Source organism: Streptomyces venezuelae, assembly GCF_008642355.1.
Lineage (GTDB): Bacteria > Actinomycetota > Actinomycetes > Streptomycetales > Streptomycetaceae > Streptomyces > Streptomyces venezuelae_B.
The window spans coordinates 3,681,123-3,693,262 of the sequence record NZ_CP029193.1 but is presented as its reverse complement, the minus strand read 5'-3'; the positions used below and the strand labels follow the sequence as shown (position 1 = coordinate 3,693,262).

The window sequence follows — 12,140 nt, the reverse complement described above, 5'->3', positions numbered from 1 at the left end:
CAAGACGGCGTCAGCCACACCGCTCAGTCGTCCGCGAGCTCCGCCACCCCCGTCACCCGGTGCAAGGGATACGTGCGGACCTCGTCCGCCGTGTGGTCGTACGCCGTGACGAACCCGCCCTCGACCCGAACCGGGGCGATGACCCGCTGGCTCGCCGTCCCCTCCGCGTTCACGTAGCCGATCCAGAGCGCCTCACCCGTGAGGACCGCCGCCTGCATCGTGGCGAGGGTCTCCGCGGCCGTCGTCCGAGGAAGACGGCCGTCCGACGGCGACGTGGACGTCGGCGCCTCCTTGCGCGGCGCCGTCGACGCCAGGTCGCCCGCCCGGATCGCCCGCACCGCCGCCCCGATGAGCGTGTCGCCGGGCAGCGGCGGCCCGTCCGGCACCGGCTCGGGGGCCGTACGGGGAGGCGTGCGGTGGGCGTGGGCGCGGGTGATCAGGACGTCGCCCTCCGCGCTCTCCGCCGCCGGTGCGAACCCCATCGCGCGCAGCCCGTCGAGGAGCGTGCCGGGGTCCGCCTGGGCGGCGAGCACGGTGGGCGCGAGGCGGCGCAGCCGCAGGCTCTGGGCGCGCTTGTCGGCGAGGATCTCGTTGAGGAGGGCCTCGTCGTCGCAGCGGACGTACGCGGAGGCGGCGCCGATCCTCAGGTGGCCGTGTTTCCGCGCCACGTCGTCGATGAGGTACGCGAGGGGCTGCGGGACGGGGGTGCGGGAGTGCGCGGCCAGGAACGCGTGCAGGTCGGACGCGGACTGTCCGGCGTCGAGCGCACGGCGTACGGAACCGGGCGTGAAGCGGTAGACCGTGGCGCCGCCCTTCGACTCCACGTCGGCGAGGACGGCGAGGGCGTCGGCGAGCGGCCGCTCCAGCGGGCCGGGGGCCACGGCGGTGAGGTCGGCCTGGAGCAGGACGTGGTCGAGGGGCTCGGGAAGAAGGGGCGCGAGGAGCCGCGCGGCGCGCGCAGCGGCGAGGCTCTGCTCTGCTGCCGTGCCCTCGGAGTCGGAGCCATGACCAGGTCCGTGTCCGTGATCGTGTCCGGACAGCAGTGCCCGCCCGTGCGAGGACACCGCCCCCCTCCCCGTGACACCCAGCAACTCCGCCTCGTTCAGCGTCCACTGTGCGATGCGGGAGCGCAGGTCCTGCGGGGGCGGGGGATCGGACGGGTTCGCGGCGCCGTCCGGGGTGGCGGGGCGGCTGCCGCGGGAGGCGGAGGGGCGCTCCCAGCGGAGGCGGGACAGGAGGGACTCGGGGGCGGGCGCCGTGCCCTCCGGCAGCGTGGCGGCGAGCGCGAGCACCCGGTGTCGTACCTCGGGAGCCGTCGAGCGGTCCAGGTGCGGGCCGAGCGCGGAGAGCGTGCGGTCCTTGCCGTCGCGGCCCCCCACGAGCCCCGCCGTGCGCGTGGCCGCGAGCCAGGCCGTGGCCAGCGCCGACCAGCGCTCGGCCGCGGGCAGCTCCTGCCACGCGTCGTACGCGGGCGTCGCGGCGTACCGCTCGTCGGCCTCGCCGTCGGAGGCGAGCAGCCCCGCCGCGTAGGCCAGTTCGACCCAGAACGCGGCGAGCGGCTCGGACGTGTCGAGCGCCACCGCGGTCCGCTTCAGGTCGCGCACGCTGAGACCGCCCGCGCGCAGCACCGCGGGCCCGCCCTCGTCCCAGTCCTTGAGGAGCTCCTCGACGGTGGCGAGGGCGGTGTAGGCCTGTCCCGCGGCGGCCGCGTCCACAACCTGTGGACGGTATTCGCGGGCGGCCTCGACGGGCGGCGGCACCGGCTCCGGCGTGCGGTGGGCGCGGCCCGCGCGCAGGTGCAGGGCCGCCTCGCGGGGCAGCACGACCGTGCCGGGTGCGGTGGGCAGGAGCAGGCCGCGGTCGAGGAGCCAGCGCAGGTGGCGTGCGGGGTCGGCGGTGACCTGGCCGTAAGGAGGGCCCCACACGAGGCGGGACAGCACCTCGACGGATTCCGCGGGCGCCTCGTCGAGCAGCGCCGACATCCGCGTACGGTCCGTGAACAGCGCGGTCAGCGACTGGACGGCCGACACCGGGTCGTGGGTGGTGGGCAGCCCGGCGGCCGTCACGATGTCCTGGACACGGGTCGGTGACATCCCGGCGGTGGCCTCGGTGACGGTGGGGCCGAGACCGGTCGGGGACGGGTGCTGCGGGGCGGGGGCGAGGAGCTCGCGGGCGGTGCGCACCAGACGCAGGCGGTCGTCGGGTCCCCACACCAGCGCCTGCTCGTGGAGGGTGGCGAGGGCGCGCGGCAGGGCGGCCTCGACGGCGGCGTCCCCGTCGTCGCCCGCGAGCAGGCCGCGCACTTCGTCGTACGAGGTGGGGTCCGACGCCACGGCGAGCGCCTCGGCGACCTGCTGCGCGAACCGGTCGAGCCGCTCCAGCGCACGCACCACGGAGGCGCGGGTGCCCGCGCGGGTGGCGAGCTGTGTGAGGTCGTTCGGCACGGGGTTGAGGAGGTCGGGCCTGGCCCGGAGCAGCCCGGCGAGCGCGTCGTCGTCCCGCGAGCGGAGCGCTTCGGCGAGGGATCGGGGCGCGTCCGCGCCACGCGACGGTGCGGGGGCGCTCGCGCTGTCCGTGGGCTGCGGCTGGGTGCTCATCCGGTTCACGGTAGCGGGTCGGGCCGGATCCCCGGTGTGCTGACGCCCGTGCGGGACCGTCCGCACACACGCGCCCCCCGGAGCCCCTACCCCTGCCGCCCGTCCAGCGGCCCGAACACCGCGAGCGCCTCCGTGTCGCTGTCGCGGGCCCGCAAGTAATGGTCGGCCCACTCCGCGACGCCGGGGTAGTCGCACTCCCGGGTCAGGCGGGTGACGGCGGCGTCGATGTCGTACGGCGTGGTGCGCAGGTCGATGCCGGGGCCCAGGAGGGCCCAGTGGGCGCCCGCGCGGCCGTAGGGCATGCCTACGCTGCCGGGGTTGACGACCGTGCGGCCGTGGGCGAGGCGGACGAACGGCATGTGGGTGTGGCCGCAGACCACCGTGCGTACGGCCGGGTCGACGCCGTCGAGGACTTCCGCCCACCGTTCGGGCCGGGAGTCGACCAGGACGACCTCCTCGTCGTCGCGGGGCGTGGCGTGGCAGAACAGGACGTCGCCGAGGCCGGCGAGTGTGAGGCGCGCCGACCGCGGGAGCCGGGCCAAGAGGTCCAGGTGGCCGGCGCGGAGCCGACCGGCCGCCCACGGGCCGATCGGGTCGGGGATCGTGTCGCGGTGGCCGCGGCGGTATTCGAGCAGCTCGCGGTCGGCGTTGCCGCTGATCAGGACGGCGCGGTCGCCCAGCTCCGCCAGCCGGTCGAGGACCTCGGCGGGCTGCGGGCCCGCCGTGATGTCACCGGTCAGCACCACCTTGTCCGCCGCCCGCACCTCCGGCTCCGCGAGGACGGCTTCGAGGGCGGGCAGGACGCCATGGATGTCGGAGAGGACGGCGACTCGGGTCAGCATGATCACCACCATGCGACGGCGCCCCGTCCCGGTACAGCCGCTTTCGCTCCGCGCGTACCGCCGCCGGTGCGGCACACTGGACGTTTGGCCTACGGAAAGGGCGCTCGCGTGAACGGTCCCCTCATCGTCCAGTCGGACAAGACCCTCCTGCTCGAGGTCGACCACGAGCAGGCGGAGGCCTGCCGTCGTGCCATCGCGCCGTTCGCGGAGCTGGAGCGGGCGCCCGAGCACATCCACACCTACCGGGTCACCCCGCTCGGGCTGTGGAACGCGCGCGCCGCCGGGCACGACGCGGAGCAGGTCGTGGACGCGCTCGTGGAGTTCTCGCGGTACCCGGTGCCGCACGCGCTGCTCGTCGACGTCGCCGAGACGATGGCGCGGTACGGACGCCTCACGCTCTCCAAGCACCCCACGCACGGACTCGTCCTCACCACCACCGACCGGCCGGTCCTGGAGGAGATCCTGCGGTCGAAGAAGGTGCAGCCGCTCGTCGGCGCCCGCCTCGACCCGGACACCGTCGCCGTGCACCCCTCCGAGCGCGGCCAGATCAAGCAGACGCTGCTGAAGCTGGGCTGGCCCGCCGAGGACCTCGCCGGATACGTCGACGGCGAGGCGCACAAGATCGACCTGGACGAGGCGGGCTGGTCGCTGCGCCCCTACCAGCAGCAGGCCGTCGAGGGGTTCTGGCACGGCGGCAGCGGTGTCGTCGTCCTGCCCTGCGGTGCGGGCAAGACCCTCGTCGGCGCGGGAGCCATGGCGCAGGCCAAGGCGACCACGCTCATCCTCGTCACCAACACGGTCTCCGCCCGCCAGTGGAAGCACGAACTGGTGAAGCGGACCTCCCTGACGGAGGACGAGATCGGCGAGTACAGCGGGACGCGCAAGGAGATCAGGCCCGTCACCATCGCCACGTACCAGGTGCTCACGACGAAGCGGAAGGGCATCTACCCCCACCTCGAACTCTTCGACTCGCGCGACTGGGGCCTCGTCATCTACGACGAGGTGCACCTGCTGCCCGCGCCCGTCTTCAAGTTCACCGCGGACCTCCAGGCGCGGCGCCGTCTCGGGCTCACCGCGACGCTCGTGCGCGAGGACGGGCGCGAGTCCGACGTCTTCTCGCTCATCGGGCCGAAGCGGTTCGACGCCCCGTGGAAGGAGATCGAGGCGCAGGGCTACATCGCGCCCGCCGACTGCGTCGAGGTGCGGGTCAACCTCACCGACAGCGAACGGCTCGCGTACGCCACGGCGGAGGCGGAGGAGAAGTACCGCTTCTGTGCCACCACCGCCACCAAGCGGAAGGTGACGGAGGCGCTCGTCAGGAAACACGCGGGCGAGCAGACCCTCGTCATCGGGCAGTACATCGACCAGCTCGACGAGCTCGGCGAACACCTCGACGCGCCCGTCATCAAGGGCGAGACGACCAACGCGCAGCGCGAGAAGCTCTTCGACGCGTTCCGCGAGGGCGAGATCTCCGTCCTCGTCGTCTCCAAGGTCGCCAACTTCTCCATCGACCTGCCCGAGGCGACCGTCGCCATCCAGGTGTCCGGCACGTTCGGGTCGCGGCAGGAGGAGGCGCAGCGGCTCGGGCGCGTGCTGCGGCCCAAGGCCGACGGGCACGAGGCGCGCTTCTACTCCGTCGTCGCGCGCGACACCATCGACCAGGACTTCGCCGCCCACCGCCAGCGGTTCCTCGCCGAGCAGGGTTACGCCTACCGCATCGTGGACGCGGACGAGCTGCTGGCCGGGGGCTGAGGGGCGGCCGGGACGGAGAAACGGCGGGGGCTGCCGGCGCGTTTCCCGGCCGCCTCCCGCGTAGGGCGTCCTTCGACAAGGCCGTCGAGATGCTCGCGCGCGATCCGTGCACCGAGCACTCCCGGCCGATCGGTATCGGCGAGCAGGACCGGGAGATCCGGCTGACCTCACAGCTCGTGGCTGAGTACACGGTGTCGCGCGGCCGCCCGCTCCTCGTCGTCCTTCGGGTGTTCGGCGACGCGGACATTCTGCTGCCCGAGGACTGAGGCCCACAGCACCGGCCAGGCCGCCAGTGCGAGCAGCGCGTAGGGGGACGCCAACGCCTGCTGCCACCACGGCAGGTGGAGGTCCAGGGCGCCTTCGTGCGGGAGCAGCCAGAACGTGCGGGCCGTGAAGAGGAGGGCCACCGTCGCCGCCGGGCGGGGGCGGCCCTCCGCGAGCAGGACGGCCAGGAGCGGTACGCACCACACCCAGTGGTGCGACCAGCTGATCGGGGAGACCAGCAGCGCCGTGAAGGCGGCCAGGAGCAGCGCGCGCGGCTCGTCCGGCGCGCGGCGGACCAGCCAGAGGCCGACGAGGGCCGTCACGGCCGCCGGGACCGCCCACGCCGCGCCCGGCTGCGCGTCGTGCAGGAGACGCGCGACGAGGCCCTGCAGCGACTGGTTGTCGACGATCCACGCCTTGCCGACCCGGCCCGTCTCGAAGACCCGCCGCGTCCAGAAGTCGACGCTCGCGCCGGGCAGCACCAGCGCGCCGAGCAGCACGGTGCCGACGAACGCGGCGGCTGCCACACCCGCCTCGCGCACGCGCCCCCGCAGCAGGAGATAGCCGATGAACACGGCCGGCGTCAGCTTGATGCCGGCCGCGACACCGACCGCGAACCCCTTGCCGACGGCGCCGGGCGGCCGGGTGAGGTCCCACAGGACCAGGCAGGCGAGCGCGAGGTTGATCTGGCCGAACAGGACGGTCTGGAAGACGGGTTCGAGCCACAGGGCGAGGGCGGTCGCGGCGCAGAGGAACGGCGCGCGGACGGGAAGACCGGCCAGCCTGCAGGAGAGGCGGACCAGGAGGGCGAGGAGGGCGACGTTGCCGACGAGGAAGACGGTCTTCAGGGCGCCCAGGGGCAGCCAGGTCGTCGGGACGAAGAGGATCGCGGCGAACGGCGGGTAGGTGGCGGGCAGTTCCCACTCGGTGACGGTGAACCCGTACAGGTCGCTGCCGTTGGCGACGGCGGCGCCCTCGGCCCGGTAGACCAGGGTGTCGGCCATCGGGACGTGCTGGACGGCGCAGAGAACGGCCAGGGCGGTCAGGGAGACCGCGAGCAGCACGCAGGCCGCGGGGAGTGAGCGAGTCGTCACGATCCGTGCTTTCACGGCGTGACTTTAGTGGACCGGGGTCCGTGGGCGGCGGTGGACGGGTCGGGCGTGCCCCGGCCCGGCGGACCGTCAGCGGGGCCGTACGCCCGCTTCCTCGGCGAACTCGCCGAGCACGACGACGCCGAACGCGGCGCTCACGAGGACCTTGGCGGCGCGCAGCGCGCCGCCGATGCCGCGCGGATGCGGGGCGCCGTGCGGCACGGATCCGGGGTCGGCGGACGGCTGGACGGACGCGGGGGTGAAGGTGGTTGCGCTCATGTGTCCATGATGGTTTTCGCGCGTCCCCCGCGCATCGGCCTGCGGTGCAACCCGCTCCTCGGCCTGGGGTGCAACCTGCGGGGGAGCCCGTACACCTTGAGACGGAGAGCGACCCCTAGGGTCCCCGGAGAAGGTACCGTCGAGAGCGCTGGGTGGTACAACCGCGGCGCGTCAACGCTGCCGCCCCGGAGGGGACTTCGTGGGGATCGAGAGCGATCAGCTGGTCTACGACTATCTGAGCCGGGTCGGAGACCTGGCCCAGCAGCGGCAGTTGCCGTCCGGCGACCGGATGCGGCTGGTCGCCGACCTGCGGAACCGGATCGACCGGGGCAGGGGCGGGGCCACCGGTGACAGCCCCGCCTCCGTCCGGCGCATCCTCGCCCGTCTCGGCACGCCGGAGGAGGTCGTGGAGGCGGCGGGCGGCACGTCCGGGGACGCAGCGAGTGACGTACCGGGACACACGCCGGGGACCACCCCCGGACACACGCCAGGTCACGCGCCCGGCGACGTACCGGCGAAACCGCGCGCCCTGCGCGTACCGAAGCCCCGCCGCCCCGCCAGAAGGGCGCCACGGACTCAAGGGGCCACGGAGACCACGGAGACCACGCAGGCCGCGCAGGTCCCCGACCCGCGCCGCGCACCGGACCTCTTCGAGGGCGCCGCGCCACCGCACCTCGCGGGCGTCGACGAACTGGGGCCCAGCGACGCGCAGCCCGACTGGTGGCGCGTGGACAGCAGCCCGTTCGGCCACGCCGACAGCGTCCCCGGCTTCGTCGGCGGCATCGAGATCCCCGAACTCCTCAAGCCCCCGGCCAAGGCGGGCGCGGGCGCCAGGAAGGCGGTCGAGGACGAGGAGGCGGCCGAGGAGGAGGAAGAGGGCGAGGAGGAGGCCGCGTACGAGGAAGCCGTGGAGGAGCCGGGCCGGCGCCGGTGGCGGCTGCCCCGGGTGCGGACCGGCGCCGACACGGGGCCGACGTTCAGCAATCCGCTGCTCCTGCTGGCCGCCGCGCTCCTCACGGTCGGCGCGGTCCTCGGCAACCTCGTGGTCCTCGGCGTCGGCTGGCTGATCGCGTACGCCTCCCGCAGGCTGACCCGCGCCGAGGTGAAGTTCGCCGTGATCGGGCTGCCGGTCCTCGCGGTGGCGGCGGGGATCACCTGGCTGTGGGGGCGGAGCGACGGACGGTGGGGCGACCCGGTCAGGGACGGGCACATGAGCGACGCCATCGCGGACACGTGGCCGTGGGTGGTGCGGGGGGCGGCCGTCGCCTCCGCGCTGTTCCTGCTGTGGAGGTCGCAGCGGCAACGGCCGTGAGCGGTCGCCCCGCTACTTCTTCTTCGTGAGGTCGGCCTGCATCTCGTCGAGGATGCGGTCCGCGGCGGTATAGCCGATGCCCTGGATCCACAGCTCGTCGTCGACGGTGTGGACGTTGCCGGACCTCACCGCCTTCATGTTCTTCCACAGGCCGCTGCCGACGGTCTGCGTCTCCTTGGACTTCTTCGGATCACCGTACGTGGAGCGGAAGATGACGTCGGTGTCCGCGAGGTCGATCTTCTCGGGGGACAGGTCGTAGGAGAAGCCGTCCTTGGCCTTGGCGGAGATGGGGGCGCGGCCGAGGCCGACGTCCTTGAGGAGGGTCGCGATGTAGCTCCGGTCGCCGTAGAGGCGGATGTCGGCGCCCTCGATGAAGCGCAGGACGTTGACCTTCGTCTGCTCGGCCTTCGCAGGCCCGCCGATGGCCCTGGTGACCTTCTTGGTGTGTGCCGTGTAGTCGGCGACGACCTTCTTCGCCTCGGCCCGCTTGCCGAGCGCGTCGGCGTGCACCTGGAAGTTCTCCTTCCAGGGGTAGCCGGTCGTCTCCGTCATGACGGTCGGGGCGATCGCCTTGAGCTGGTCGTACTTGGCGGCGTGCCGGATCTTCGACGTCAGGATCAGGTCGGGCTTCAGGGCGGCGATGGCCTCCATGTTGGGCGTCATCATCTCGCCGACGTCCTTGACGCCGCTGACCTCGTCCTTCGGCAGGTAGCCCGGGAAGCCGGACGACGCCTCGACGTGCGTGGCGCCGACCGGTTTCACGCCGAGGGTGATCGCGGAGTCCAGTTCGGCGGTGTCGAGGACGACGACGCGGCGCGGGTTCACGGGCACTTTCACGTCGCCCATGGCCGTCTTGACGGTGTGGGTCCCGCCGGAGCCCGCGGCCGTGCCGTTCCCGTCGGAGTCCGACGAGCCGCAGGCGGTCAGCGCGAGCGCGCCGGTGAGGGCCAGCGAGCCGGTGAGGAGCGCGCGGTGGCGATGGAGGGGGGTGCGGGAGTGGGGCATGGGGACGCCTTTCATGGGGTCAGGCGGGATCTCGTCGGTTCAGGCGGGATCTCACGGGGTCAGGCGGACGGGGGCAGCCGCCGGGGAGCGGTCGTGGACCACGGCGCCCCGGGGACGACCAGCGGGGAGCCGGTCACCGGGTCGGGGACCACCACGCACTCCAGCCCGAAGACCTCGCGCACGAGTTCCTCGGTGACGACTTTCGCGGGCGCGCCCTCCGCGACGACCTCGCCGGACTTCATGGCGACGAGGTGGTCGGCGTAGCGCGCGGCCTGGTTCAGGTCGTGCAGCACGACCACGACCGTGCGACCGCGTTCGTGGTTCAACTGGCGCACCAGGTCGAGGACTTCCACCTGGTGCGAGATGTCGAGGTAGGTGGTCGGCTCGTCGAGGAGGAGCAGGTCGGTGTCCTGGGCGAGGGCCATCGCGATCCACACGCGCTGGCGCTGGCCGCCCGACAGCTCGTCGACGGGGCGTTCGGCGAGCGGGACGACGTCGGTGCGCTCCATCGCCTCCGTCACCGCCTTCTCGTCCGCGTCGGACCACTGCTGCCACCAGCGCTGATGCGGCTGGCGGCCGCGCGCCACGAGGTCGGCGACGGTGATCGCCTCGGGCGCCACGGGTGTCTGCGGAAGCAGCCCGATCTGCCGGGCGATCCTCTTCGTGGGGAGCGTGGCGAGGGACGCGCCGTCGAGGAGGACGGCGCCGCTCCGCGGCTTGAGGAGGCGGCCGAGGGCCCGCAGCGTGGTGGACTTGCCGCAGGCGTTGGGGCCGACGATCACGGTGACCTTGCCGTCGGGGATGGTGAGGTCGAGGCGGTCCACGACCGTGCGGTCCTCGTAGGCGAGGGTCAGCTCGCGGGCCGTCAGGCGGGCGGCGGTCACGGCGTGCCTCCAGGGCGTACGGAGCGGCTGCGGACGATGAGCCAGATCAGGTAGGGCGCTCCGACGGCCGCGGTGAGGACGCCGACGGGCAGCTCGGTGGGGGAGAAGAGCCGCCGGGCGAGCAGGTCGGCGAGGACGACGATCAGGGCGCCGAGCAGCGCGGAGCACAGCAGCGGGAGCTGCGCGGTGCGGGTGAGTCTGCGGGCGGTCTGCGGGGCGAGGAGCGCCACGAAGTCGACGGGTCCCGCCGCGCCGGTCGCCACGGAGGCGAGGACGACGCCGAGGAGGACGAGCCCGAGGCGTACGCGGCCGAGGCGCGTCCCGAGGGCCGTCGCCGTGTCGTCGTCCAGGCCGGCCGCGCGCTGGGCGCGGGCCGCCCACAGGACGAAGGGCAGCAGCACGAGCAGGGTCAGGGCGAGCGGGTTCGCCTCGTTCCAGCCGCGGCCGTTGAGGGAGCCGGTCATCCAGATCTGCGCCTGCTGGGCGACGAGGTAGTCGCCCTTGGTCATGAAGAGCGTGGTGACCGAGCGGAGGGCGATGGCGAAGCCGATGCCGATGAGGACGAAGCGGGCGGCGTGCAGTCCGCCGCGCCACGCGAAGACGTACACGAGCGCGGCAGCGGCGATCCCGCCGAGGACGGACAGGAGGGGCAGGACGGTGTACGAGGTGACGCCGAAGGTCATCGCGCCGACGGTCAGCGCGCTCGCGCCGTGACTGATGCCGATGATGTCGGGGCTGGCGAGGGGGTTGCGGGCGACGGTCTGGATGAGCGCTCCGGCCACCCCGAACGCGGCGCCGACGAGCAGCCCGAGCACCATGCGGGGTTCGCGGAGCGTGCCCACGACCAGCTCGTCGGGGGAGGGCTGCCCGAAGACGACTTCGAGGGCGTCGACGGGATGGACGAAGGACTCACCGACGCAGAGGTACGCGAGACAGCTCGCCGCGAGCAGCAGGGCGAGGGCCACGGCGACACCGGCGGCCCTGCGGTGCACGAGGAGGGCGGCCCGGCGCACCCGCAGCACCGCGTACCCGGCGGGCCGGACCCCCTGCGCCCCGGTGACGGCGCTCATGCCGCCACCGTCTTCCTGCGGACGAGCATCACGAGGAACGGCACCCCGATGAGCGCGGTCATCACCCCGGCGGGCACCTCGCTGGGCGGGAAGACGATCCGCCCGAGGGTGTCGGAGACCAGCAGCATCACGGGTCCGATGAGGGCGGCGAGCGGCAGGACCCAGCGATGGTCGCCGCCGACGAGCGCGCGGGCGATGTGCGGGACGGCGAGGCCGATGAAGGCGATGGGGCCCGCGGCGGCCACGCCCGCGGCGGTGAGGACGGTCGCGCCGAGCCCGCCGACGATCCGTACCGCGGCCACGTTCTGGCCGATGCCTTTCGCGACGTCGTCGCCGAGCGCGAGCGCGTCCAGGCCGCGCGCGACCGCGAGAACGAGCAGGAGACCCACGAGCAGGAAGGGCCAGATCCGGCCGACGATGTCAGAGTCGCGGCCGGAGAGCGAGCCGACCTGCCAGAACCGGAACTCGTCGAGCGCGGACGCCTTGGTGGTGAGGACGCCGGTGGTGACGGAGACGAGCAGCGCGTTGACGGCGGCGCCGCCCAGCGCGAGCTTCACGGGTGTGGCACCGCCCCGGCCGCCGGACGCGATGGCGTGGACGGCGACGGAGGCGAGCCCGGCCCCGGCGAACGCCCACCAGACGTATCCGGTGAGGGTGTGGACCCCGGCGTAGGCGATGGCGAGGACGACGGCGACGGAGGCGCCCTGGCTGATGCCGAGGATGCCGGGGTCGGCGATGGGGTTGCGGGTGATGCCCTGGAGCACGGTGCCGGCGACCGCGAGGGAGGCGCCGACGAGGACGCCGGTCACGGTGCGGGGCACCCGCATCTCGCGTATCACCTCGGCGGAGTCGCCGTGCCCGCCGTGCAGCAGCGCGTCGAACACGGCGGACGGCGCGATGGCGCGGGCGCCGACGGCGAGGCTGAGCAGGACGGCGAGGAGCAGGGCCACGACGGCCGCCGCCAGGACGGTGACGCGTCGGACGGGCACAGACAGTCGGACGGGCGCAGACATCGGCTGGGCTCGTTTCACCGGGTCGGTAAGG

10 protein-coding genes are annotated in these 12,140 nt (G+C 73.7%); 2 read left to right on the top strand and 8 right to left on the bottom strand.

The window, feature by feature from the left end:
• Positions 1-23: 23 nt before the first annotated feature.
• Together DEJ47_RS17005 and DEJ47_RS17000 are read right to left on the bottom strand one after the other, a co-directional pair.
• Positions 24-2,597 carry a helicase-associated domain-containing protein gene (locus DEJ47_RS17005; RefSeq protein WP_150169275.1) on the bottom strand — a complete coding sequence of 858 codons (2,574 nt, stop codon included), beginning with the start codon at positions 2,595-2,597 and terminating at the stop codon, positions 24-26.
• Positions 2,598-2,683: 86 nt separating this feature from the next.
• Positions 2,684-3,439: a metallophosphoesterase family protein gene (locus DEJ47_RS17000; protein WP_150169273.1), complete on the bottom strand. Its 756-nt coding sequence runs from the start codon at positions 3,437-3,439 to the stop codon at positions 2,684-2,686.
• Between the two features lie 108 nt (positions 3,440-3,547).
• On the opposite strand from DEJ47_RS17000, the gene DEJ47_RS16995 reads away from it, so the two are divergent.
• Entirely contained in the window at positions 3,548-5,191 is a 1,644-nt protein-coding gene (locus DEJ47_RS16995) for a DNA repair helicase XPB (RefSeq protein ID WP_150169271.1), read from the top strand.
• 167 nt (positions 5,192-5,358) lie between these two features.
• Here the strand turns inward: DEJ47_RS16995 and DEJ47_RS16985 are convergent, their stop codons facing one another.
• Complete coding sequence (locus DEJ47_RS16985; RefSeq protein WP_237528267.1) at positions 5,359-6,516, bottom strand: glycosyltransferase 87 family protein; 1,158 nt, start codon at positions 6,514-6,516, stop codon at positions 5,359-5,361.
• Between the two features lie 120 nt (positions 6,517-6,636).
• Positions 6,637-6,825 (bottom strand): hypothetical protein, encoded by a 189-nt coding sequence (locus tag DEJ47_RS16980; protein WP_150169269.1) that lies wholly within the window; start codon positions 6,823-6,825, stop codon positions 6,637-6,639.
• Positions 6,826-7,024: 199 nt separating this feature from the next.
• On the opposite strand from DEJ47_RS16980, the gene DEJ47_RS16975 reads away from it, so the two are divergent.
• On the top strand, positions 7,025-8,137 hold the full coding sequence (locus DEJ47_RS16975; RefSeq protein ID WP_150169267.1) for a DUF2157 domain-containing protein: 1,113 nt from the start codon (positions 7,025-7,027) through the stop codon (positions 8,135-8,137).
• Between the two features lie 12 nt (positions 8,138-8,149).
• On the opposite strand, the gene DEJ47_RS16970 is transcribed toward DEJ47_RS16975, so the two are convergent.
• The 4 genes from DEJ47_RS16970 to DEJ47_RS16955 are packed head-to-tail and all read right to left on the bottom strand — an operon-like array spanning position 8,150 to position 12,109.
• Positions 8,150-9,142, bottom strand: a complete 993-nt coding sequence (locus DEJ47_RS16970; RefSeq protein ID WP_150169266.1) for an ABC transporter substrate-binding protein — start codon at positions 9,140-9,142, stop codon at positions 8,150-8,152.
• Positions 9,143-9,201: 59 nt separating this feature from the next.
• Positions 9,202-10,026: an ABC transporter ATP-binding protein gene (locus DEJ47_RS16965; protein WP_150169264.1), complete on the bottom strand. Its 825-nt coding sequence runs from the start codon at positions 10,024-10,026 to the stop codon at positions 9,202-9,204.
• Complete coding sequence (locus tag DEJ47_RS16960; RefSeq protein WP_150169263.1) at positions 10,023-11,096, bottom strand: FecCD family ABC transporter permease; 1,074 nt, start codon at positions 11,094-11,096, stop codon at positions 10,023-10,025. The genes DEJ47_RS16965 and DEJ47_RS16960 overlap by 4 nt, the downstream gene beginning before the upstream one ends.
• Positions 11,093-12,109 (bottom strand): FecCD family ABC transporter permease, encoded by a 1,017-nt coding sequence (locus DEJ47_RS16955; protein ID WP_150169261.1) that lies wholly within the window; start codon positions 12,107-12,109, stop codon positions 11,093-11,095. Before DEJ47_RS16955 ends, DEJ47_RS16960 begins: the two co-directional genes overlap by 4 nt.
• Positions 12,110-12,140: the final 31 nt, after the last annotated feature.